Source organism: Halobacillus sp. H74 (assembly GCF_052246715.1).
Taxonomy (GTDB): domain Bacteria; phylum Bacillota; class Bacilli; order Bacillales; family Halobacillaceae; genus Halobacillus; species Halobacillus litoralis_A.
Map to the genome: position 1 here is coordinate 25,510 of NZ_JBQQCI010000013.1, position 20,946 is coordinate 46,455.

At 43.9% G+C, this 20,946-nt stretch carries 29 protein-coding genes and 1 pseudogene; all 30 read left to right on the forward strand.

Annotated elements, in window-relative coordinates; genetic code table 11:
* Window positions 1-56: 56 nt before the first annotated feature.
* The 30 genes and pseudogenes from rpoC (at window position 57) to map (ending at window position 20,930) form a co-directional block, all read left to right on the forward strand.
* Entirely contained in the window at window positions 57-3,668 is a 3,612-nt protein-coding gene (rpoC, locus tag ACTWPX_RS20115; RefSeq protein WP_443121258.1) for a DNA-directed RNA polymerase subunit beta', read from the forward strand.
* 143 nt (window positions 3,669-3,811) lie between these two features.
* Window positions 3,812-4,063, forward strand: coding sequence for a 50S ribosomal protein L7ae-like protein (locus ACTWPX_RS20120; protein ID WP_128524967.1), 252 nt, complete (start codon window positions 3,812-3,814; stop codon window positions 4,061-4,063).
* Between the two features lie 91 nt (window positions 4,064-4,154).
* Window positions 4,155-4,574, forward strand: a complete 420-nt coding sequence (rpsL, locus tag ACTWPX_RS20125) for a 30S ribosomal protein S12 (RefSeq protein ID WP_128524966.1) — start codon at window positions 4,155-4,157, stop codon at window positions 4,572-4,574.
* A 52-nt stretch (window positions 4,575-4,626) separates the two neighbouring features.
* Complete coding sequence (gene rpsG, locus ACTWPX_RS20130) at window positions 4,627-5,097, forward strand: 30S ribosomal protein S7 (RefSeq protein WP_128524965.1); 471 nt, start codon at window positions 4,627-4,629, stop codon at window positions 5,095-5,097.
* 42 nt (window positions 5,098-5,139) lie between these two features.
* The gene (gene fusA / locus ACTWPX_RS20135) at window positions 5,140-7,218 is read left to right on the forward strand and encodes an elongation factor G (RefSeq protein WP_128524964.1); all 2,079 of its coding nucleotides are present in this window, start codon (window positions 5,140-5,142) and stop codon (window positions 7,216-7,218) included.
* 124 nt (window positions 7,219-7,342) lie between these two features.
* Window positions 7,343-8,533, forward strand: coding sequence for an elongation factor Tu (tuf, locus tag ACTWPX_RS20140; protein ID WP_128524963.1), 1,191 nt, complete (start codon window positions 7,343-7,345; stop codon window positions 8,531-8,533).
* 486 nt (window positions 8,534-9,019) lie between these two features.
* Window positions 9,020-9,328 carry a 30S ribosomal protein S10 gene (rpsJ, locus tag ACTWPX_RS20145; protein ID WP_128524962.1) on the forward strand — a complete coding sequence of 103 codons (309 nt, stop codon included), beginning with the start codon at window positions 9,020-9,022 and terminating at the stop codon, window positions 9,326-9,328.
* Between the two features lie 33 nt (window positions 9,329-9,361).
* On the forward strand, window positions 9,362-9,997 hold the full coding sequence (gene rplC, locus ACTWPX_RS20150) for a 50S ribosomal protein L3 (protein ID WP_128524961.1): 636 nt from the start codon (window positions 9,362-9,364) through the stop codon (window positions 9,995-9,997).
* 22 nt (window positions 9,998-10,019) lie between these two features.
* A complete protein-coding gene (gene rplD / locus ACTWPX_RS20155; RefSeq protein WP_443121259.1) occupies window positions 10,020-10,643 on the forward strand; it encodes a 50S ribosomal protein L4 in 624 nt (207 codons plus the stop codon).
* Window positions 10,643-10,930, forward strand: a complete 288-nt coding sequence (gene rplW, locus ACTWPX_RS20160) for a 50S ribosomal protein L23 (RefSeq protein ID WP_128524959.1) — start codon at window positions 10,643-10,645, stop codon at window positions 10,928-10,930. Before rplD ends, rplW begins: the two co-directional genes overlap by 1 nt.
* 34 nt (window positions 10,931-10,964) lie before the next feature.
* Complete coding sequence (gene rplB / locus ACTWPX_RS20165) at window positions 10,965-11,798, forward strand: 50S ribosomal protein L2 (RefSeq protein ID WP_128524958.1); 834 nt, start codon at window positions 10,965-10,967, stop codon at window positions 11,796-11,798.
* A 57-nt stretch (window positions 11,799-11,855) separates the two neighbouring features.
* Window positions 11,856-12,134, forward strand: coding sequence for a 30S ribosomal protein S19 (gene rpsS / locus ACTWPX_RS20170; protein ID WP_079477347.1), 279 nt, complete (start codon window positions 11,856-11,858; stop codon window positions 12,132-12,134).
* A gap of 20 nt (window positions 12,135-12,154) precedes the next feature.
* Window positions 12,155-12,496, forward strand: coding sequence for a 50S ribosomal protein L22 (gene rplV / locus ACTWPX_RS20175; protein WP_128524957.1), 342 nt, complete (start codon window positions 12,155-12,157; stop codon window positions 12,494-12,496).
* 3 nt (window positions 12,497-12,499) lie between these two features.
* Window positions 12,500-13,166 (forward strand): annotated as a pseudogene (gene rpsC / locus ACTWPX_RS20180) (30S ribosomal protein S3).
* Window positions 13,160-13,594 (forward strand): 50S ribosomal protein L16, encoded by a 435-nt coding sequence (gene rplP, locus ACTWPX_RS20185; protein ID WP_027953416.1) that lies wholly within the window; start codon window positions 13,160-13,162, stop codon window positions 13,592-13,594. The pseudogene rpsC and the gene rplP overlap by 7 nt, the downstream one beginning before the upstream one ends.
* Window positions 13,584-13,784 (forward strand): 50S ribosomal protein L29, encoded by a 201-nt coding sequence (gene rpmC / locus ACTWPX_RS20190; RefSeq protein ID WP_008636054.1) that lies wholly within the window; start codon window positions 13,584-13,586, stop codon window positions 13,782-13,784. The genes rplP and rpmC overlap by 11 nt, the downstream gene beginning before the upstream one ends.
* Window positions 13,785-13,808: 24 nt before the next feature.
* Entirely contained in the window at window positions 13,809-14,072 is a 264-nt protein-coding gene (gene rpsQ / locus ACTWPX_RS20195) for a 30S ribosomal protein S17 (RefSeq protein WP_128524955.1), read from the forward strand.
* 42 nt (window positions 14,073-14,114) lie between these two features.
* Complete coding sequence (gene rplN / locus ACTWPX_RS20200) at window positions 14,115-14,483, forward strand: 50S ribosomal protein L14 (RefSeq protein ID WP_128524954.1); 369 nt, start codon at window positions 14,115-14,117, stop codon at window positions 14,481-14,483.
* Between the two features lie 39 nt (window positions 14,484-14,522).
* Window positions 14,523-14,834 (forward strand): 50S ribosomal protein L24, encoded by a 312-nt coding sequence (gene rplX / locus ACTWPX_RS20205; RefSeq protein ID WP_128524953.1) that lies wholly within the window; start codon window positions 14,523-14,525, stop codon window positions 14,832-14,834.
* A gap of 26 nt (window positions 14,835-14,860) precedes the next feature.
* The gene (rplE, locus tag ACTWPX_RS20210; protein WP_128524952.1) at window positions 14,861-15,400 is read left to right on the forward strand and encodes a 50S ribosomal protein L5; all 540 of its coding nucleotides are present in this window, start codon (window positions 14,861-14,863) and stop codon (window positions 15,398-15,400) included.
* 26 nt (window positions 15,401-15,426) lie between these two features.
* Window positions 15,427-15,612, forward strand: coding sequence for a type Z 30S ribosomal protein S14 (locus ACTWPX_RS20215; RefSeq protein ID WP_035511674.1), 186 nt, complete (start codon window positions 15,427-15,429; stop codon window positions 15,610-15,612).
* A gap of 30 nt (window positions 15,613-15,642) precedes the next feature.
* Window positions 15,643-16,041, forward strand: coding sequence for a 30S ribosomal protein S8 (gene rpsH, locus ACTWPX_RS20220; protein WP_128524951.1), 399 nt, complete (start codon window positions 15,643-15,645; stop codon window positions 16,039-16,041).
* Window positions 16,042-16,072: 31 nt separating this feature from the next.
* Window positions 16,073-16,609: a 50S ribosomal protein L6 gene (gene rplF / locus ACTWPX_RS20225; RefSeq protein ID WP_128524950.1), complete on the forward strand. Its 537-nt coding sequence runs from the start codon at window positions 16,073-16,075 to the stop codon at window positions 16,607-16,609.
* A 36-nt stretch (window positions 16,610-16,645) separates the two neighbouring features.
* The gene (gene rplR / locus ACTWPX_RS20230; RefSeq protein ID WP_128524949.1) at window positions 16,646-17,008 is read left to right on the forward strand and encodes a 50S ribosomal protein L18; all 363 of its coding nucleotides are present in this window, start codon (window positions 16,646-16,648) and stop codon (window positions 17,006-17,008) included.
* Between the two features lie 20 nt (window positions 17,009-17,028).
* Window positions 17,029-17,526: a 30S ribosomal protein S5 gene (gene rpsE, locus ACTWPX_RS20235; protein WP_128524948.1), complete on the forward strand. Its 498-nt coding sequence runs from the start codon at window positions 17,029-17,031 to the stop codon at window positions 17,524-17,526.
* A gap of 18 nt (window positions 17,527-17,544) precedes the next feature.
* Window positions 17,545-17,727 (forward strand): 50S ribosomal protein L30, encoded by a 183-nt coding sequence (rpmD, locus tag ACTWPX_RS20240; protein WP_128524947.1) that lies wholly within the window; start codon window positions 17,545-17,547, stop codon window positions 17,725-17,727.
* A 30-nt stretch (window positions 17,728-17,757) separates the two neighbouring features.
* Complete coding sequence (rplO, locus tag ACTWPX_RS20245; protein ID WP_128524946.1) at window positions 17,758-18,198, forward strand: 50S ribosomal protein L15; 441 nt, start codon at window positions 17,758-17,760, stop codon at window positions 18,196-18,198.
* A complete protein-coding gene (secY, locus tag ACTWPX_RS20250; protein ID WP_128524945.1) occupies window positions 18,198-19,490 on the forward strand; it encodes a preprotein translocase subunit SecY in 1,293 nt (430 codons plus the stop codon). The genes rplO and secY overlap by 1 nt, the downstream gene beginning before the upstream one ends.
* 43 nt (window positions 19,491-19,533) lie before the next feature.
* Entirely contained in the window at window positions 19,534-20,187 is a 654-nt protein-coding gene (locus ACTWPX_RS20255) for an adenylate kinase (RefSeq protein WP_443121260.1), read from the forward strand.
* Window positions 20,184-20,930: a type I methionyl aminopeptidase gene (gene map, locus ACTWPX_RS20260; RefSeq protein ID WP_443121261.1), complete on the forward strand. Its 747-nt coding sequence runs from the start codon at window positions 20,184-20,186 to the stop codon at window positions 20,928-20,930. The genes ACTWPX_RS20255 and map overlap by 4 nt, the downstream gene beginning before the upstream one ends.
* The last annotated feature ends 16 nt before the right edge of the window (window positions 20,931-20,946 follow it).

Sequence of the window (20,946 nt, forward strand, 5' to 3'; positions counted from 1 at the left end):
TAGTTCGTGTTCTAAGCTTAGGGTAGAACGTGGATACTAAAAGGGAGGTAGGCCCCTTGCTAGATGTAAATAACTTTGAGTATATGAAAATCGGCCTGGCTTCACCGGATAAGATTCGTTCTTGGTCCTACGGTGAGGTCAAGAAGCCAGAAACCATCAACTATCGTACGTTGAAACCAGAAAAAGACGGTTTATTCTGTGAGCGTATTTTCGGTCCGCAGAAGGACTGGGAATGCCATTGTGGAAAATACAAGCGTGTCCGCTATAAGGGTGTCGTTTGTGACCGTTGTGGTGTTGAAGTAACTAAAGCGAAAGTACGCCGTGAGCGCATGGGGCACTTAGAATTAGCTGCCCCTGTTTCTCACATTTGGTACTTCAAAGGTATCCCTAGTCGAATGGGTCTTGTATTAGACATGTCCCCTCGAGCACTAGAGGAAGTCATTTATTTTGCCGCTTATATTGTAACGGAACCTGGTGAAACGGCTCTTGAGAAGAAGCAGTTGCTATCTGAAAAAGAATACCGTTCCTACCGTGAGAAATTCGGTCAAGGTTTCCAAGCTGCAATGGGCGCAGAAGCCATCCGTAAACTTCTTTACGATATTGATTTGGACGGGGAAGTAGATACACTGAAAGAAGAACTCAAGACAGCTCAAGGTCAGCGTCGCACACGTGCAATCAAACGGCTTGAAGTTCTTGAATCGTTCCGTCACTCAGGAAACGAACCTTCATGGATGATCCTGGAAGTTCTGCCGGTCATACCGCCGGAAATTCGTCCAATGGTTCAACTTGATGGTGGCCGTTTCGCAACATCTGACTTGAACGATTTGTACCGTCGAGTAATCAACCGTAACAACCGATTGAAGCGTTTGTTGGATCTAGGTGCGCCGACGATCATTGTGCAGAATGAGAAGCGTATGCTTCAAGAAGCTGTCGATGCTCTTATCGACAATGGCCGCCGCGGCCGTCCAGTTACAGGACCAGGAAACCGTCCACTCAAATCCCTTTCTCACATGTTGAAAGGTAAACAAGGTCGTTTCCGCCAAAACCTTCTAGGTAAGCGTGTAGACTATTCCGGTCGTTCGGTTATCGTTGTCGGTCCATCCCTGAAGATGTATCAGTGTGGACTTCCGAAAGAAATGGCGCTGGAATTGTTCAAGCCATTCGTAATGAAAGAACTCGTCGCACGAGGGTTAGCTCATAATATCAAATCTGCGAAGCGTAAGATTGAGCGTGTCCATCATGAAGTTTGGGATGTTTTAGAAGATGTCATCAAAGAACACCCTGTTCTGCTGAACCGTGCACCGACACTGCACCGTTTAGGAATCCAGGCTTTTGAACCGACACTTGTCGAAGGTCGCGCGATCCGTTTGCACCCGCTTGTATGTACAGCATATAACGCTGACTTTGACGGGGACCAAATGGCCGTGCACGTACCACTATCTTCAGAAGCTCAAGCTGAAGCCCGTATCTTGATGCTGGCTGCTCAGAACATCCTTAATCCTAAGGATGGAAAACCAGTCGTTACGCCTTCCCAGGACATGGTATTAGGAAACTATTACTTGACCTTGGAGCGTGAAGGTGCAATTGGTGAAGGAATGTTCTTCAAAGACTTGAATGAAGCATTGATGGCGTATCAAAATGGCTATGCCCACCTTCACACACGTGTGGCTGTACAAGCTAGTTCATTGAATAATGAGACATTCACAGAGAAACAGAACAGGCAGCTTCTTCTGACTACGGTCGGTAAGTTGATTTTCAATGAAATGCTGCCGAATTCTTTCCCTTATATCAATGAACCGACGAAAGAAAACTTAGAGATTAAAACACCTGACCACTACTTTGTGGAAAACGGTACGAATATTCGTGATGAGATTGCCAAACGCGAAGAGGTTTCTCCATTCAAGAAAGGTATCTTGGGAGACATCATCGCTGAAGTCTTCAAACGTTTCTCTATTAGTGAAACGTCCAAGATGCTCGACCGTATGAAAGACCTTGGATTCGCTTACTCCACCAAGGCGGGTATCACAGTAGGTGTATCCGATGTTGTCGTACTTCCAGAGAAACAGAAAATTCTTGATGAAGCTCAAGAAAAAGTCGACAGAGTTCTGAAACAATTCCGTCGTGGTCTGATTACAGAAGAAGAACGTTACGATCGTGTTATTGAAGTTTGGTCCGGAGCTAAAGATGATATTCAAAACCGTCTGATGAACTCATTGAATCCGCGAAATCCAATCTTCATGATGAGTGATTCAGGAGCACGTGGTAACGCATCTAACTTTACGCAGCTTGCAGGTATGCGTGGTCTGATGGCCAACCCGGCTGGTCGGATCATCGAACTTCCAATTAAATCAAGTTTCCGTGAAGGTCTGACAGTACTTGAATACTTCATCTCGACACACGGTGCACGTAAAGGTCTAGCCGATACCGCGCTGAAGACAGCTGACTCAGGTTACCTGACACGTCGTCTCGTAGACGTGGCGCAGGATGTCATTGTACGTGACGACGACTGTGGAACGGACAGAGGATTACCGGTCTCCGCTCTTAAAGAAGGTTCAGAGGTAATAGAACCGTTGCTCGACCGCTTGATCGGACGTACATCCTTCCAAAAAGTCACACATCCTGAAAGTGGTGCTGTACTTGCTGAAAGAAATGAAGTGATTTACGAAGATAAAGCTCGACAAATTGTTGAAGCAGGTATCGAGAAGATTGTCATCCGTACTGCATTCACATGTAATACGAAGCACGGCGTTTGTAAGAAGTGTTATGGCCGTAACTTGGCAACTGGTGATGAAGTTGAAGTTGGTGAGGCAGTTGGAATTATTGCTGCACAATCCATCGGTGAACCAGGTACCCAGCTTACAATGCGTACCTTCCACACAGGCGGTGTAGCCGGAGACGATATTACGCAGGGTCTTCCACGTATCCAGGAGATCGTAGAAGCGCGTAATCCGAAAGGTCAGGCTGTTATAACTGAGATCGACGGAACTGTTCATGAAGTTAATGAAGTGAAAGAAAAACAGGAAATCCTCGTTCAAGGTTCTGTTGAGTCAAGATCTTATACAGCTCCATACGGTGCACGTATGAAAGTGTCTGTGGGTGATGAGGTTAAAGCTGGTGAACCACTCACAGAAGGTTCAATTGATCCTAAAGAATTGCTGACCGTCAAAGGGCTTGATGGTGTTCAGGAATACTTGCTTAAAGAAGTACAGAAAGTTTACCGCATGCAAGGGGTAGAAATTTCCGACAAACACGTCGAAGTAATGGTTCGTCAAATGCTTCGTAAAGTACGTGTCCTTGATTCCGGAGATACGGATGTACTTCCGGGCTCACTTCTTGAAATTCACCAATTCAAAGAGGCTAACCAAAAAGCCCTTATCGAGGGTGGACAACCAGCAGTTGGCCGTCCGGTTATCCTTGGTATCACCAAAGCGTCACTTGAGACGGATAGCTTCTTATCCGCAGCATCCTTCCAGGAAACTACACGTGTCCTGACAGATGCAGCCATCAAAGGTAAGCGCGATGAATTGCTAGGACTGAAAGAAAATGTTATTATCGGTAAGCTTGTTCCAGCAGGTACCGGTATGACACGTTACCGAAAAATCCAAGCTCAGTCTGAAGCACAGCAGCAAGAGGTTCCAACAACTACTGAGGAAGTCACACACTCCTAAATAAATAAGCTTAGATGATAACAAAGGGTAAAAAAGAAGGAAGCACTAAAAAACTCACCCAATTGCAGTTGACATGCATTTGGGTGAGTGATACTATAATCAAGGTGCTTCCATTTATCCTTGTTACTTTGGAGGATATGAAGATGTCTTATGAAAAAGTAGCACAGGCTAAGTCCGATATAATCATTGGAACCAAACAGACACTTAGAGCCATGAAGAATGGTGAAGTGGATGAAGTCATAACGGCAGACGATGCAGATCAGTCGATGACACTAAAAGTAGCTAAACTAGCCAAGCAACTGAATATTCCCCATACAAGAGTTTCTTCAATGGAGGAGCTTGGGAATGCATGTGGTATTGATGTTGGCGCGGCTACAGTGGCGATAAAGCAATAAAGTTTTGGCGTTAAAGCGCGAAAGCTTTGTTTTTTGCCTTTTTATGAACCACCTGGATGTGTGGTATTAAAAATGAAGGGAGGATACAAACATGCCAACAATAAACCAATTGGTACGTAAAGGACGCGTGAGCAAAACGAAACAGTCAAACTCTCCAGCTTTGAACAAAGGTTACAACAGCTATAAGAAGCGTATGACTGACCTTTCTTCTCCACAAAAACGTGGTGTTTGCACACGTGTTGGTACAATGACACCTAAGAAACCGAACTCTGCCCTACGTAAGTATGCACGTGTTCGTCTAACCAACCAGCTTGAGGTTAACGCCTATATCCCTGGGATCGGCCACAACCTACAAGAGCACAGTGTTGTTCTTATCCGTGGCGGTAAAGTTAAAGACTTGCCAGGTGTGCGTTACCACGTTGTACGTGGCGCTCTTGACACAGCAAGTGTTGAAGGACGTATGCAAGGCCGTTCTAAATACGGTACGAAGAAACCTAAAGCTAAAAAATAATCGATATGCAGATATCGCTTAAATAATTTCTCAAAGGAAGGGAGGGGAACATATGCCACGTAAAGGTCCAGTAGCTAAACGTGATGTGTTACCAGATCCGATGTACAACTCTAAGCTTGTCACTCGCTTGATTAACCAAATCATGGTTAACGGTCAGCGCGGGAAAGCTCAAAAAATCCTTTATAAATCTTTTGAACTAGTTCAAGAGCGTAGCGGAAATGAAGCTATGGAAGCTTTTGATCAAGCGATGAAGAATGTAATGCCAGTATTGGAAGTACGTGCTCGTCGTGTAGGTGGTTCCAACTACCAGGTACCTGTTGAGGTTCGCCCAGAACGTCGTCAGGCTCTAGGCTTGCGTTTCATTGTTAACTATGCGCGTCTACGCGGAGAGAAAACAATGGAAGAACGCTTGGCTAACGAAATTCTAGATGCAGCTAATAACACTGGTGCATCAGTGAAGCGTCGTGAAGAAATGCACAAGATGGCAGAAGCGAACAAAGCATTCGCTCACTATCGTTGGTAATCACCAAAAAAATAAATGTTCAATCAGGAAGGAGAAAGATTCATGGCTAGAGAGTTCTCCTTGGAAAAGACTCGGAATATCGGGATCATGGCTCACATCGACGCTGGTAAAACAACGGCGACAGAGCGTATTCTTTTCTACACAGGACGTATCCACAAAATTGGTGAAACTCACGAAGGAGCTTCCCAAATGGACTGGATGGAGCAGGAACAAGAGCGTGGAATCACAATCACTTCCGCCGCTACGACTGCTCAGTGGAAAGATCACCGTATCAATATCATCGATACTCCAGGACACGTAGACTTCACTGTTGAGGTTGAACGTTCCCTGCGTGTACTTGATGGTTCTGTGGCTGTACTTGATGCTCAGTCAGGTGTTGAGCCTCAAACAGAAACAGTGTGGCGTCAAGCTACCACTTATGGTGTTCCACGTATCGTATTTGTAAACAAGATGGACAAAATTGGTGCTGACTTCATTTACTCCTTAGGCACGTTGAAAGACCGCCTTGGAGCAAACGCAGCAGCTGTCCAACTTCCAATAGGTGCAGAAGATGAATTCGAAGGAATCATCGATCTTGTAACAATGGAAGCTTACTATTATATGGACGACTTAGGAACTCGTGCAGAAGCACGTGAAATTCCTGAGGAGTACAAAGAGCAAGCTGAAGAGTACCGCGGCAAACTTGTAGAATCAGTAGCGGAACTTGATGAAGACTTGATGATGCAATACCTTGAGGGAGAAGAAATCACTAACGAGCAGCTTAAAACGGCAATCCGTACAGCTACTCTAGGCGTTGACTTCTATCCAGTATTCTGTGGTTCAGCCTTCAAAAACAAAGGTGTTCAACTTCTGATTGATGGTGTTATCGATTATCTGCCATCTCCATTAGATGTGCCTCCGATTGAAGGACATGTACCTCAAACAGATGAAGGTGTTGTGCGTAAGGCAGACGACAAAGAGCCTTTCTCTGCATTGGCCTTTAAAGTCGCTACAGACCCTTATGTTGGTAAACTGACATTCTTCCGTGTTTACTCTGGTACACTAAGTGCCGGTTCTTATGTGAAGAACTCTACGAAAGATAAGCGTGAGCGTGTAGGTCGTATCCTGCAAATGCACGCCAACTCTCGTGAAGAGATTTCCACTGTTTACGCAGGGGACATTGCAGGTGCCGTAGGTCTTAAAGATACTGGTACAGGTGATACAATTTGTGATGAAAAGAGTCTTGTTATTCTTGAATCCATGGAATTCCCTGATCCGGTTATCTCTGTCGCTATCGAACCTAAGTCAAAAGCTGACCAAGATAAGATGTCTATCGCGCTTGGAAAACTTGCTGAAGAAGACCCAACATTCCAAACGGAAACAAACGTGGAAACAGGTCAAACGATTATCGCTGGTATGGGTGAACTTCACCTTGACATCATCGTAGACCGACTTAAGCGTGAGTTCAAAGTTGAAGCGAATATTGGTGCTCCACAAGTAGCGTACCGTGAAACTTTCCGCGCAAGTGCAAAAGTTGAAGGTAAATTCGTACGCCAATCCGGTGGTCGTGGACAGTTCGGTCACGTATGGGTTGAATTTGAACCTAACGAAGAAGGCGCTGGCTATGAATTCGTCAATAAGATTGTCGGTGGTGTTGTACCACGCGAATATATTCCATCCGTAGAACAAGGAATCAAAGAATCCTTAGAGAATGGTGTATTAGCTGGCTACCCTATGGTAGACATCAAGGCGACTCTGTATGATGGTTCTTATCACGATGTCGACTCCAATGAAATGGCCTTTAAAGTTGCTGCTTCTATGGCACTTAAAGAAGCTAAGAACAAGTGTAAGCCAGTTCTACTTGAGCCAATGATGAAAGTAGAAGTTGTTATTCCAGAGGAATACATGGGCGATATCATGGGTGACGTAACTTCCCGTCGTGGACGCGTTGAAGGTATGGAAACTCGGGGTAATGCACAAGTAGTCAAAGCATTCGTTCCACTTTCTGAAATGTTCGGATATGCAACAGCGTTGCGTTCTAACACTCAAGGTAGAGGAACTTATACAATGCACTTTGACCATTACGAAGAAGTTCCGAAGAGTATCTCTGAGGAAATCATCAAGAAAAATTCTGGTCAATAATTGATTTTTTAGACAAGTTGAGATATAACTTGTATTGTAAGTTCAGGAGTGGCTCTCGTTCACTCCGGACTTGCAAATAAATGTTCAAACTAAATTCGTATTTATTTAAAGGAGGAAATATACAATGGGTAAAGAAAAATTTGACCGGTCCAAGTCCCACGTAAACATTGGTACTATCGGACACGTTGACCATGGTAAAACAACTCTAACTGCTGCGATCACTACAGTACTTCACAAGAAATCAGGTTCTGGTGAAGCAATGGCATATGACATGATCGACGGTGCACCAGAAGAGCGCGAGCGTGGAATCACTATCTCAACTGCACACGTTGAGTATGAAACTGAGAACCGCCACTATGCACACGTTGACTGCCCAGGTCACGCTGATTACGTTAAGAACATGATCACTGGTGCTGCTCAAATGGATGGCGCGATTCTAGTTGTATCTGCAGCTGACGGTCCAATGCCACAAACTCGTGAGCACATCCTGCTATCTAAAAACGTAGGTGTACCAGCAATCGTTGTATTCTTGAACAAAGTTGACATGGTAGACGACGAAGAACTTCTTGAACTAGTAGAAATGGAAGTTCGCGACCTACTATCTGAATATGACTTTGATGGTGACGATGTACCTGTAATCAGCGGTTCTGCTCTTAAAGCTCTTGAAGGTGAAGAGAAATATGAGCAAGCTATCTATGATCTTATGGATGCAGTTGATGAGTATGTTCCAACTCCAGACCGTGACACTGACAAGCCATTCATGATGCCAGTAGAGGACGTATTCTCTATCACTGGTCGTGGTACAGTAGCAACTGGTCGTGTTGAGCGTGGACAAGTTAAAGTCGGTGACGATATCGAAATCATCGGTATGGCTGAAGATGCTCGTAAGACTACAATCACAGGTGTTGAAATGTTCCGTAAGCTTCTTGACTATGCTGAAGCTGGCGACAACATTGGTGCGCTTCTTCGTGGTGTTAACCGTGAAGACATCAACCGTGGTCAAGTACTAGCTAAACCTGGTTCTATCACTCCACACACGAACTTCAAATCTGAAGTTTATGTATTGGCTAAAGACGAAGGTGGACGTCATACTCCATTCTTCTCTAACTACCGCCCACAGTTCTACTTCCGTACTACGGACGTAACTGGTGTCATCCAACTTCCTGAAGGCGTAGAAATGGTTATGCCTGGGGATAACGTTGAAATGACTGTAGAACTTATCTCTCCAATCGCGATCGAGGACGGAACTCGTTTCTCTATCCGTGAAGGTGGACGTACAGTAGGTTCTGGTGTAGTATCTGAAATCACTAAATAATTTCAGTGTTATAAATGAAAAGCGAGCAATAGTCCTCAGGGCTATTGCTCGCTTTTTTATGGTCTGTGGAAATTACTTTGGGTATCTTGTTTTCTATGAAAAAATAGTCCGCACCCCTTGCCTCGTATGGAGGTCTGGTACAGCATTGTTGAAATAACATGAAAGGTTTGTTTTAATGTAGGATGGCTTTTTAGAGAAAATGACCTAAGGGAAAGAAATTCAACGCATAACACCTGACGCGAAATAAATTTATCCTTGAAATTATTCGGAGTCGTTAGTATAATGTTTTAAGTGTCCATAGATAAAATATTTATGGATTTACCCTTGCAATGGCAACATTTCTTCTATATAATGAATAATGTTGGTCATAAAAGGCGATGATGCGAAAGGTTGTTGACACACCCGGCCCCTTTGCCATGGCGGGTAGTCAAGTTTTTTTCGCGGAGAATGTCTATTTCAAAAATGGGCGAAGAAGGAGGGAAAATAATGGCAAAAGAGAAAATTCGTATTCGTTTAAAAGCGTATGATCATAGAGTGCTTGATCAGTCCGCTGAGAAAATCGTAGACACAGCGAAGCGTTCCGGAGCTGAGGTATCTGGTCCGATCCCGCTTCCTACAGAGCGTTCTATTTATACGGTGCTTCGTGCCACTCACAAGTATAAAGATGCTCGTGAGCAGTTCGAAATGCGTACACACAAACGTCTAATCGATATTGTTAATCCAACACCACAGACTGTTGATTCACTAATGCGTTTGGATCTACCATCTGGTGTGGATATCGAAATCAAACTATAAATAAAATATGATAGATAATAGGAGGTGTAACGGATGACGAAAGGAATCTTAGGACGCAAAGTCGGCATGACTCAAATTTTCTCAGAAAATGGCGAGTTGATCCCAGTAACAGTAGTTCAAGCTGAACCAAACGTTGTTCTTCAGAAGAAGTTAACTGAAAATGACGGTTACGAAGCGATCCAACTAGGTTTTGCTGATGAAAAGTCTAATCGTTTGAAAAAAGCTGCCCAAGGGCACGCTGAGAAAGCAAACACAACACCTAAGCGCTACATTCGTGAATTCCGTAATACAAACCTTGATGACTATGAAATTGGTCAAGAGGTTAAAGTTGATATTTTTGAAGCAGGTGACGCAATTGACGTTACAGGAACTTCTAAGGGTAAAGGTTTCCAAGGTGTTATCAAGCGCCACAACCAGTCTACTGGGCCGAAAACTCACGGTTCCCGTTTCCAACGTCTTTCAGGTTCTATGGGACAGGGTGCTGACCCATCAAAAGTATTCAAAGGAAAAAATCTACCAGGACAAATGGGTAGCGAACAAGTAACACTACAAAACCTTGAAGTAGTAAAAGTTGACGCTGAGCGCAATCTACTGCTTATCAAAGGTAATGTACCAGGCGCGAAAAAATCTTACGTTAAGATTACAAGTGCAATTAAGGCTAGCAAATAATTAAACGAAGGGAGGATATGTCATGCCTAAAGTAGCACTATTAAACCAAGGCGGTTCTAACGTTGGAGAATTTGAACTGAACGAATCCGTTTTTGGTATTGAACCCAATACTCACGTATTACACGAGACTGTGTTGATGCAACGCGCGAATCTTCGTCAAGGCACACACAAAGTAAAAGGACGTTCTGAAGTTAGTGGCGGTGGACGTAAACCATGGCGCCAAAAAGGTACAGGCCGTGCGCGTCAAGGATCCATCCGTTCCCCTCAATGGGTAGGTGGTGGAGTTGTATTCGGTCCTACACCACGCAGCTATAACTACACAATGCCTAGAAAAGTACGTCGATTAGCGCTTCAGTCTGCTTACTCTTCAAAAGTGAAAGAGGACAATATCATTGTTCTTGAGAGTCTTTCTCTAGACGCTCCGAAAACTAAAGAAGTAGCAAGCATTCTTAATGCACTAAAAGTCAACGAGAAGGCATTGATCGTCACTGCAGAGAAAGATGAGAATGTAACTCTTTCTTCTAATAACATTCCTACAGTGAAAAGTCTTCCTGTAGAAGAAGTAAGTGTGTTAGACTTGCTAACGCATGACAAGCTGATTCTAACGAAGGAAGCAGCTGAAAAAGCAGGGGAGGTGCTCTCATAATGAAAGAACCACGCGATATCATTAAGCGCCCTGTCATTACTGAACAGTCTGCTGATCTTATGGGAGAAAAGAAATATACGTTTGAAGTTAGCCCTAAAGCTAACAAAACTGAGATTAAAAACGCAGTGCAAGAAATCTTTGGTGTAAGTGTTGCTTCTGTAAACACAATGAACCTTAAAGGTAAATTCAAACGTATGGGTCGTTACGGCGGCTACCGTTCTGATCGTAAGAAAGCAGTTATCACTTTGACTCAGGACAGTGAAGAACTAGAATTTTTTGAAGTATAAATAACTAATTGACTAAAGAAGGAGGGAAATAAAGATGGCGATTAAAAAGTTCAGACCAATTACAAACGGTCGTCGACACATGTCAGTATCTGATTTCGCTGAAATTACAACTGACAAACCTGAACGCTCCCTTATCACTCCACTTCACAAGAAGGGTGGACGTAACAACCAGGGTAGGCTGACAGTTCGTCATCAGGGCGGAGGTCATAAGCGTCAGTATCGTATTATCGACTTTAAGCGTGACAAAGATGGAATACCTGGACGCGTTGCTTCAGTCGAATACGATCCGAACCGCTCCGCTAACATTGCACTAATCAATTATTTTGATGGTGAAAAGCGTTACATCCTTGCTCCAAAAGGGGTTAAGGTTGGTACGGAAATCATTTCAGGTGAAGGTGCAGATATCAAACCTGGTAATGCTCTTCAACTTAAAGATATTCCAGTTGGTACAATTGTACACAACGTAGAATTGAAACCAGGACGCGGAGGCCAGCTTGTACGCTCTGCAGGTGCTTCAGCACAAATCCTTGGTCGTGAAGAAAAATACACGCTAGTCCGTCTTACATCTGGAGAAGTTCGTCTGGTACTAAGTTCTTGCCGTGCGACAATCGGGCAAGTCGGTAACCTGGAACACGAACTTATCAGTGTAGGTAAAGCAGGACGCTCTCGTTGGAAAGGTAAACGCCCTACAGTACGTGGTTCTGTTATGAACCCTAGTGATCACCCACACGGTGGTGGTGAAGGACGTGCGCCAATCGGTATGCCTTCTCCTGTATCTCCATGGGGTAAACCGACTCTTGGATACAAGACGAGAAAACGCAACAAGCCGTCTGATAAATATATCGTACGTAGACGTGGTAAAAAATAACGGGATTGTCGGGCGGGCAGTAAAACCCGTCTCTCAATCACGAAGGGAGGTTTATTCATGGGCCGCAGCCTGAAAAAAGGACCTTTTGTAGATGATCATTTAATGAAAAAAGTCGAAAAGTTGAACGAAGATAATAAACACCAGGTCGTGAAGACATGGTCTCGCCGTTCTACTATCTTCCCTAACTTTGTCGGACACACAATCGCCGTTTATGACGGTCGTAAGCACGTGCCAGTTTATGTTACTGAAGACATGGTAGGTCATAAACTTGGTGAATTCGCGCCATCCCGTACGTTCAAGGGACACTCTGGCGACGATAAGAAAACAAAACGTTAATATAGAGAGGAGGCACTCTAATGCAAGCTAAAGCAGTTGCTAAAACCGTTCGTATCGCTCCTCGTAAAGCTCGTTTGGTAATTGATTTAATTCGAGGAAAAGATGTAGGTGAAGCGATAGCGACACTTAATCTTAAACAACGCGGCGCATCTCCAGTAGTTGAGAAACTTCTTAACTCTGCGATCGCTAACGCAGAACACAATTATGAAATGGACCCGGAAAACCTATATGTTTCCGAAGCGTTTGTAAACGAAGGCGTTACTCTTAAACGATTCCGCCCCCGCGCAATGGGCCGTGCAAGCCAAATCAACAAACGTACTAGCCACATCACAGTGGTCCTATCAGAAAAAAAGGAGGGATAATCAGTGGGTCAAAAAATTAATCCTGTAGGTCTTCGTATAGGCGTCATCCGCGATTGGGAATCCAAGTGGTACGCTGGCAAAGACTACGCAGACTTGTTGCATGAAGATATCAAAATTCGTGAATATGTTGAAAAACGTCTTAAAGATGCTGCTCTTTCAAAAGTTGAAATTGAACGCGCAGCAAACCGTGTAAACATTACTGTGCACACAGCTAAGCCGGGAATGGTTATCGGTAAAGGCGGATCTGAAGTGGAAGCACTTCGTAAATCACTTAACCAACTAACTGGTAAACGCGTTCACATCAACATCGTTGAAGTGAAGAAGCCAGATCTTGATGCTACACTTGTAGCCGATAATATCGCACGTCAATTGGAAAACCGCGTATCTTTCCGTCGTGCTCAAAAACAAACACTCCAACGCGCTATGCGTGCAGGAGCTAAAGGTATTCGTACCCAAGTATCTGGTCGTCTAGGTGGCGCGGATATCGCTCGTGCAGAATATTACAGTGAAGGAACAGTACCACTACACACACTTCGTGCAGATATCGATTACGGAACTGCAGAAGCTAGCACCACTTACGGTAAACTGGGTGTTAAAGTGTGGATTTATCGTGGAGAAGTCCTTCCAACTAAAACTAACAAGTAAGGAAGGGGGAAAAGCATTATGTTAATGCCTAAACGTGTTAAATATCGTCGTCAACACCGTACTAGCTTAAAAGGCCGTGCAAAAGGCGGTACTGAAGTTGCTTTTGGTGAATATGGTTTGCAAGCAATCGATCCTGCATGGATCACAGCCCGTCAAATCGAGGCAGCGCGTATTGCGATGACTCGTTACATGAAACGTGGCGGTAAAGTTTGGATTAAAATCTTCCCTGATAAGCCTTATACTGCTAAACCCCTTGAAGTACGTATGGGTTCCGGTAAAGGTGCTCCAGAAGGTTTCGTAGCTGTTGTGAAACCAGGGAAAATTATGTTTGAGATCGCAGGTGTATCAGAAGAGGTTGCACGCGAAGCGTTGCGTCTTGCTTCACACAAACTGCCGATCCGTACGAAATTCGTAAAACGTGAAGAAATTGGTGGTGAAATCAATGAAGGCTAATGAGATCCGTGAATTAACCACTGCCGAAATTGAACAAAAAGTTAAGTCTCTTAAAGAAGAACTTTTCAACCTACGCTTCCAATTGGCAACAGGTCAACTTGAGAACACTGCACGTATCCGTGAAGTTCGTAAGTCCATCGCTCGTATGAAAACTGTTGCTCGTGAACGTGAGCTAGGCGTAAATAACTAATAGATGAGAGGAGGTCACCCTCACATGACTGAACGTAATAATCGTAAAGTTTATACTGGCCGTGTCGTATCTGACAAAATGGATAAAACCGTTACAGTACTAGTAGAAACTTATAAGTTCCACAAGCTTTACGGCAAGCGTGTAAAGTATTCTAAAAAATTCAAAGCACATGACGAAAACAACCAAGCGAAAAATGGCGACGTCGTTCGCATCATGGAAACTCGTCCACTATCCGCATCTAAACGTTTCCGTTTGCTAGAAGTTGTTGAAGAGTCTGTTATTATCTAATTAAAGTTCGCTCGGAGTTATTCCGAAGGGAGGTTACATGGTATGATTCAACAGGAGTCGCGTCTGAAAGTCGCAGATAACTCTGGTGCTCGTGAAATCCAAACCATTAAAGTTTTGGGTGGATCAGGTCGTAAAACAGCTAACATTGGTGATATCATCACTGCTACTGTGAAGCAGGCAACACCAGGGGGCGTTGTTAAAAAAGGTGAAGTAGTACAAGCCGTTATTGTACGTTCTAAAAGTGGAGTACGTCGTAAAGATGGTTCTTACATCCGTTTTGATGAAAACGCAGCAGTAATCGTACGTGATGATAAAGGTCCACGCGGTACTCGTATCTTTGGACCGGTTGCTCGTGAACTTCGTGATGCTAAATTCATGAAGATCGTTTCTCTAGCTCCAGAAGTATTATAAAGTCTGAATGAAATGCCTTGTTAAGGAGGTGCGCGAAGAATGCACGTAAAAAAAGGTGACAAAGTAATTGTTATTACTGGTAAGGATAAAGGCAAGCAAGGTAACGTCCTTGAAGCTTATCCAAAGAAAGATCGTGTCCTTGTTGAAGGTGTGAACGAAGTGAAAAAACACGCCAAACCTTCTCAAGAGAATCCACAAGGTGGAATCTTGACACAAGAAGCAGCGATCCACGTATCTAACGTAATGCCTGTCGATCCTAAGACTGGAGAGCCTACACGCGTTGGCTACAAAGTCGAGGACGGTAAGAAAGTTCGTATCGCGAAAAAATCTGGTGAAGCACTAGATAAATAACCCAGAGATGAAAGGAGGGCCACACGATGAACGAACTACAGAAACAATATAAAGAAGAAGTTGTTCCATCTTTGATGAGCAAATTTGAATATAATTCCATTATGGAAACACCTAAAGTTGAGAAAATCGTAATTAACATGGGTGTTGGTGATGCTGTTCAAAACGCGAAAGCACTTGATACAGCGGTAGAAGAGCTAACAGTGATCACAGGTCAAAAACCAGTAATCACAAAAGCTAAGAAATCAATTGCCGGTTTCCGCCTGCGTGAAGGTATGCCAATCGGTGCGAAGGTAACACTTCGTGGAGAGCGCATGTACGAATTCTTCCAAAAGCTAATCTCCGTATCCCTGCCACGTGTGCGTGACTTCCGTGGTATTTCTAAAAAAGCTTTTGATGGTCGTGGTAACTACACACTTGGTATTAAAGAGCAATTGATTTTCCCAGAAATCAACTATGATAAAGTAAATAAAGTGCGTGGTATGGATATCGTAATTGTCACAACTGCTGACTCTGACGAAGAAGCACGTGAACTATTAGCTCAATTCGGTATGCCGTTTCAAAAATAATGAGCTAACCATAAGGAGGGAAAATAGTGGCTAAAAAATCAATGGTCGCGAAGCAACAGCGTAAACAGAAGTACCAAGTACGCGAATATACTCGCTGTGAACGTTGCGGACGCCCGCATTCCGTACTTCGTAAGTTTAAGCTTTGCCGTATTTGTTTCCGTGAACTTGCATATAAAGGACAAATCCCTGGTGTCAAAAAAGCCAGCTGGTAAACCCGAGACAGGGAAGGAGGTAAATGAGTTATGACAATGACAGACCCAATTGCAGATATGCTGACGCGTATTCGTAACGCTAACATGGTGCGTCACGAGAAGCTTGAACTACCGGCTTCCAATGTAAAAAAAGAAATCGCTAATATCCTTAAGCGTGAAGGTTTCGTACGTGATTACGAATTTGTTGAAGATAACAAGCAAGGTGTTCTTCGCATCTTCCTTAAATACGGACAAAACAACGAGCGTGTTATTACTGGCGTTAAGCGTATCAGTAAACCAGGATTGCGTGTTTATGCTAACGCTGAAGAACTTCCGAAAGTTCTTAACGGTCTAGGTGTAGCCGTCGTATCCACATCCAAAGGTGTATTGACAGACAAAGAAGCTCGTGAACAAGCCATCGGTGGCGAAGTTCTAGCTTACGTCTGGTAAAAAAAACAGATCAGACAGGAGGTGCAGAAATATGTCTCGCGTAGGTTTAAAATCACTTGATATCCCTGAAGGTGTTGAAATCGTTCAGGATAACAATACAATTACGGTTAAAGGTCCTAAAGGTGAATTGACTCGTACTTTCCACCAGGACATCACAGTGAAAATCGAAGACAACGTTCTTACCGTAGAACGTCCGAGCGATCACAAAGATCACCGTGCTCTTCACGGAACTACACGCAGCCTGATCGGTAACATGGTTGAAGGTGTTTCCAAAGGTTATGAAAAGAGCCTTGAAATCATCGGTGTAGGTTACCGTGCTCAGAAGCAGGGAGAAACGGTTGTAGTCAACGCTGGTTATTCCCACCCTGTAGAAGTCGAGAACCGCGAAGGAATCCAAATCGAAGTTCCTTCTAACACGAAAGTAACGGTTAAAGGTATCGACAAAGAACTTGTAGGTGCTGTTGCAGCGAAAATTCGTGCAATCCGTCCTCCAGAGCCTTATAAAGGTAAAGGAATTCGCTACGAAGGCGAACATGTACGCAGAAAAGAAGGTAAGACAGCTAAATAAGGTTCTTAGGTAATGTAATAGAAAGGAGTGACCCAGATGATCACGAAGGCAGATAAAAATGTCGTACGTAAGAAGCGTCACGCGCGTGTTCGTAAAAACGTTTTTGGCACAGCTGAACGCCCACGTTTGAACGTATATCGCTCTAACAAACACATTTATGCTCAACTAATCAACGATGAAAGCCAAGTAACAGTAGCAAGTGCGTCTACTGTTGACAATGACTTCAATCTTGATGTTACAGGCAATGTAGAGGCTGCTCAAAAAGTCGGTGAATTGGTGGCGAAACGCGCGATTGATAACGGATTTAAAGTTGTCGTATTCGACCGTGGAGGTTACTTGTACCACGGACGTGTGAAAGCACTAGCAGAAGCCGCTCGCGAAACCGGCCTACAATTTTAATAGTTAAAGGAGGGACATAAATGAATACAAACATCGACCCTAACAAACTTGATCTTGAAGAACGCGTAGTTACTATCAATCGTGTAGCTAAAGTAGTAAAAGGTGGACGTCGTTTCCGCTTTGCTGCATTGGTAGTTGTAGGAGATAAAAATGGTCATGTCGGTTTTGGTACAGGTAAAGCCCAGGAAGTACCAGAAGCGATTAAAAAGGCTATTGATGATGCGAAGAAAAATCTAATTACAGTACCAGTTAAGGACACGACTATTCCACACGAAATCAACGGACGTTTTGGTGCAGGTAACATTCTTATGAAACCAGCAACAGAAGGTACCGGAGTCATCGCTGGTGGACCTGTACGTGCGGTGCTTGAGCTTGCAGGTGTTCAAGACATCCTATCTAAGTCACTTGGTTCTAACACACCAATTAACATGGTGCGTGCTACAATCACTGGACTTAGCGAGCTTAAGCGTGCAGAAGACGTCGCTAGACTTCGTGGCAAGTCTGTAGAAGAACTGTAGGATAAGGAGGGAAATAAAATGGCTAAACAGTTAGAAATTACCCTCACGCGCAGTGTTATTGGTAGACCGCAAGATCAGCGCTCTACTGTCAAGGCGCTGGGTCTGAACAAGATCCGTCAAACTGTCGTACTTGAAGATAACCCAGCGATCCGAGGTATGGCTAAAAAGGTATCTCACCTAATTTCAGTTAAAGAAGTATAATCTCATAAAAGTAATAAGGAGGTGCAACGCATGAAACTGCATGAACTAAAAGCGGCTAAAGGTACTCGTAAAGAACGTAACCGCGTAGGTCGTGGAATGGCTTCTGGTAACGGTAAAACTTCCGGGCGTGGCCACAAAGGTCAAGGTCAACGTTCTGGTAGTAAAACTCGTCCAGGCTTCGAAGGTGGTCAAATGCCACTTTTCCAACGCCTGCCTAAGCGTGGTTTCACGAACGTTCACCGTAAGGAATTTGCGATTATCAACCTTGATGCTTTGAATCGCTTCGACGAAGGCACAGAGGTTACTCCTGAACTATTGCTTGAATCTGGTGTGGTAAGTAACCAAAAAGCCGGAATCAAAGTACTAGCTAAGGGCTCAATCGAGAAAAAACTTACAGTGAAAGCTCATAAGTTCTCTGCTTCAGCGAAAGAAGCAATTGAAGCAGCGGGCGGTCAAACTGAGGTGATTTAATGTTCCGGACAATCTCCAATTTTATGCGCGTGGGTGATATTCGACGGAAAATCGTCTTCACTTTGTTGATGCTCGTTGTGTTTCGCCTTGGAACATTCATCCCGGTTCCATTTACTAACAGAGACGCTATCAACTTCATGGATGAACAGAATGCGTTCGGATTTCTGAACACATTTGGAGGCGGGGCATTACAAAACTTCTCCATCTTTGCTATGGGGATCATGCCCTACATTACTGCCTCCATCATCATGCAATTACTGCAGATGGACGTTGTTCCTAAGTTCGCGGAATGGAAAAAGCAAGGTGAAGTTGGCCGTCGAAAATTAGCTCAGTTTACCCGCTATGGAACGATTGGTCTCGCTTTTATTCAAGCAATCGGCATGTCGATAGGATTTAACGCTCTGGCAGGAGGTCAGCTGATCGCAGACCCGGGCGTAACAAAGTTCCTTATCATTGCCCTTGTTTTAACTGGCGGAACTGCGTTTCTAATGTGGCTCGGTGAGCAAATCACTGCAAACGGCGTTGGAAATGGTATTTCCATCTTAATATTCGCAGGAATCGTCGCTGCAATCCCAACAGGTGTAAACCAGTTGTATGATCAGTATATTTCCGGTGCAGGACAAGAGCTGTTCATTAACTTAGTGATCATCGCATTGATTGCACTAGTCATCGTTGCGGTAGTTGTCGGTGTTATTTTCATCCAACAAGCCCTTCGTAAGATTCCTATTCAATATGCGAAACGGTTGGTTAACCGTTCGCCAGTAGGTGGGCATTCTACTCACTTACCACTCAAAGTAAATGCCGCAGGGGTAATCCCGGTAATCTTCGCGATATCATTCATCATCGCACCAAGAACCGTCGCTGGATTCTTTGAAAACAGTGAAGTAGCCTCTGTGATCCAATATATCTTTGATTATCAAAACTGGCCTGGAATGATCATCTACGTCGTTTTAATCATTGCTTTCACTTATTTCTATACTTTTGTTCAGGTTAACCCGGAGCAAATGGCAGAGAATTTGAAGAAGCAAGGCGGTTATATCCCTGGCATTCGCCCTGGCGCGAATACAGAAACGTATCTAACACGCGTGATGTACCGTTTGACATTCGTAGGATCAATCTTCCTAGCAGCTGTCTCTATCCTACCGATTATCTTAGGATCGGTTGCTCAGCTTCCGCCGACTGTACAAATCGGAGGAACAAGCTTGCTCATCGTCGTGGGTGTTGCCCTTGAAATGATGAAACAGCTTGAAAGTCAGCTTGTGAAACGCCACTATAAAGGATTTATTAAATAATTAGTGTGAAAGCTAATGAATAAATGAGAGCGAGGGGAACACGTTGAATTTAATTCTGATGGGTCTCCCTGGTGCTGGTAAAGGTACTCAGGCTGAGAAGATAGTCGAAAAATATGACATCCCTCATATCTCAACTGGAGATATGTTCCGTTTAGCTATCAAAGAAGGAACAGCGCTTGGCAAAGAAGCCAAATCTTTCATGGACAAAGGTGAATTGGTTCCTGATGAAGTGACTATCGGTATCGTTCGCGAGCGTCTAAGTAAGCCGGATTCTCAAAAAGGTTTTCTACTGGACGGTTTTCCAAGAACCATCGCCCAAGCAGATGCCCTTGAAAATCTAATGTCAGATATGGAAGAGTCCTTAGATTATGTCCTTCATATCGATGTTCCTAAGGACCAACTCATCGAGCGTCTGACTGGACGACGCATCTGCCCGACATGCGGTGCTACGTATCATGTCGTATTCAACCCGCCTAAAGTAGACGGGAAATGCGATCATGATGGCTCCGAGTTGATTCAACGTGAGGACGATCAGCCGGATACGGTTAAAAAACGCCTTGAGGTTAATGTTGAACAAACGCAGCCACTTCTTGATTTCTATCGCGAAAAAGGCTACTTGGTATCATTTGAAGGTGACAAGGATATCGACGACGTTTTTCAGGACATTGATCAAAAGCTGGGAGATCTAGCTAAATGATTATTTGTAAAACATCACGGGAATTAGATATTATGCGTGAAGCAGGCAGAATCGTTGCCTTAACGCACCAAAAAATGAAAGAAAACATCCAACCAGGTATAACAACTGGAAAATTGGATAAGATTGCTGATGAATTCATACGCAGTATGGATGCAATCCCTTCTTTTAAAGGTTATAATGGATTCCGTGGTAGTATTTGTGCATCTGTCAATGAAGAACTCGTTCATGGACTCCCTGGAGACAGGGTATTGAACGAAGGAGATATCATTAGTATCGATATTGGTGCTAAATATAAAGGTTATCATGGTGATTCGGCTTGGACTTATCCGGTTGGCACTGTCGATGACGAAACTTTGGAATTGCTGAAAGTTACAGAACAATCCTTGTTTAAAGGACTTGATGAAGCAATACCAGGTGAACGCCTTTCAAATATATCTCATGCTATTCAAAGCTGCGTCGAGCCGAGAGGTTTTTCGATTGTACGCGAATATGTGGGACACGGAGTGGGGCAGGAACTGCATGAGGATCCACAAGTTCCTCATTACGGTCCTCCGAACAAAGGCCCACGCTTGAAACCAGGCATGGTGCTGGCTGTCGAACCAATGGTGAATGCAGGCTCTCGCTATGTGAAGACCCTAAGTGATCATTGGACGGTAGTCACACAAGATGGTAAAATGTGTGCGCACTTCGAGCACACTATCGCGATTACGGATGAGGGTTACGAAATCTTAACAAAATCCTAAATGAAGGTGATCGTTT

What these genes read in the sequence shown, in the direction of transcription:
- ACTWPX_RS20120 (WP_128524967.1), top strand. Translation starts at nt 3,812, where the DNA reads ATGTCTTATGAAAAAGTAGCACAGGCTAAGTCCGATATAATCATTGGA.
- rpsL (WP_128524966.1), top strand. Translation starts at nt 4,155, where the DNA reads ATGCCAACAATAAACCAATTGGTACGTAAAGGACGCGTGAGCAAAACG.
- rpsG (WP_128524965.1), top strand. Translation starts at nt 4,627, where the DNA reads ATGCCACGTAAAGGTCCAGTAGCTAAACGTGATGTGTTACCAGATCCG.
- fusA (WP_128524964.1), top strand. Translation starts at nt 5,140, where the DNA reads ATGGCTAGAGAGTTCTCCTTGGAAAAGACTCGGAATATCGGGATCATG.
- tuf (WP_128524963.1), top strand. Translation starts at nt 7,343, where the DNA reads ATGGGTAAAGAAAAATTTGACCGGTCCAAGTCCCACGTAAACATTGGT.
- rpsJ (WP_128524962.1), top strand. Translation starts at nt 9,020, where the DNA reads ATGGCAAAAGAGAAAATTCGTATTCGTTTAAAAGCGTATGATCATAGA.
- rplC (WP_128524961.1), top strand. Translation starts at nt 9,362, where the DNA reads ATGACGAAAGGAATCTTAGGACGCAAAGTCGGCATGACTCAAATTTTC.
- rplD (WP_443121259.1), top strand. Translation starts at nt 10,020, where the DNA reads ATGCCTAAAGTAGCACTATTAAACCAAGGCGGTTCTAACGTTGGAGAA.
- rplW (WP_128524959.1), top strand. Translation starts at nt 10,643, where the DNA reads ATGAAAGAACCACGCGATATCATTAAGCGCCCTGTCATTACTGAACAG.
- rplB (WP_128524958.1), top strand. Translation starts at nt 10,965, where the DNA reads ATGGCGATTAAAAAGTTCAGACCAATTACAAACGGTCGTCGACACATG.
- rpsS (WP_079477347.1), top strand. Translation starts at nt 11,856, where the DNA reads ATGGGCCGCAGCCTGAAAAAAGGACCTTTTGTAGATGATCATTTAATG.
- rplV (WP_128524957.1), top strand. Translation starts at nt 12,155, where the DNA reads ATGCAAGCTAAAGCAGTTGCTAAAACCGTTCGTATCGCTCCTCGTAAA.
- rplP (WP_027953416.1), top strand. Translation starts at nt 13,160, where the DNA reads ATGTTAATGCCTAAACGTGTTAAATATCGTCGTCAACACCGTACTAGC.
- rpmC (WP_008636054.1), top strand. Translation starts at nt 13,584, where the DNA reads ATGAAGGCTAATGAGATCCGTGAATTAACCACTGCCGAAATTGAACAA.
- rpsQ (WP_128524955.1), top strand. Translation starts at nt 13,809, where the DNA reads ATGACTGAACGTAATAATCGTAAAGTTTATACTGGCCGTGTCGTATCT.
- rplN (WP_128524954.1), top strand. Translation starts at nt 14,115, where the DNA reads ATGATTCAACAGGAGTCGCGTCTGAAAGTCGCAGATAACTCTGGTGCT.
- rplX (WP_128524953.1), top strand. Translation starts at nt 14,523, where the DNA reads ATGCACGTAAAAAAAGGTGACAAAGTAATTGTTATTACTGGTAAGGAT.
- rplE (WP_128524952.1), top strand. Translation starts at nt 14,861, where the DNA reads ATGAACGAACTACAGAAACAATATAAAGAAGAAGTTGTTCCATCTTTG.
- rpsH (WP_128524951.1), top strand. Translation starts at nt 15,643, where the DNA reads ATGACAATGACAGACCCAATTGCAGATATGCTGACGCGTATTCGTAAC.
- rplF (WP_128524950.1), top strand. Translation starts at nt 16,073, where the DNA reads ATGTCTCGCGTAGGTTTAAAATCACTTGATATCCCTGAAGGTGTTGAA.
- rplR (WP_128524949.1), top strand. Translation starts at nt 16,646, where the DNA reads ATGATCACGAAGGCAGATAAAAATGTCGTACGTAAGAAGCGTCACGCG.
- rpsE (WP_128524948.1), top strand. Translation starts at nt 17,029, where the DNA reads ATGAATACAAACATCGACCCTAACAAACTTGATCTTGAAGAACGCGTA.
- rpmD (WP_128524947.1), top strand. Translation starts at nt 17,545, where the DNA reads ATGGCTAAACAGTTAGAAATTACCCTCACGCGCAGTGTTATTGGTAGA.
- rplO (WP_128524946.1), top strand. Translation starts at nt 17,758, where the DNA reads ATGAAACTGCATGAACTAAAAGCGGCTAAAGGTACTCGTAAAGAACGT.
- secY (WP_128524945.1), top strand. Translation starts at nt 18,198, where the DNA reads ATGTTCCGGACAATCTCCAATTTTATGCGCGTGGGTGATATTCGACGG.
- map (WP_443121261.1), top strand. Translation starts at nt 20,184, where the DNA reads ATGATTATTTGTAAAACATCACGGGAATTAGATATTATGCGTGAAGCA.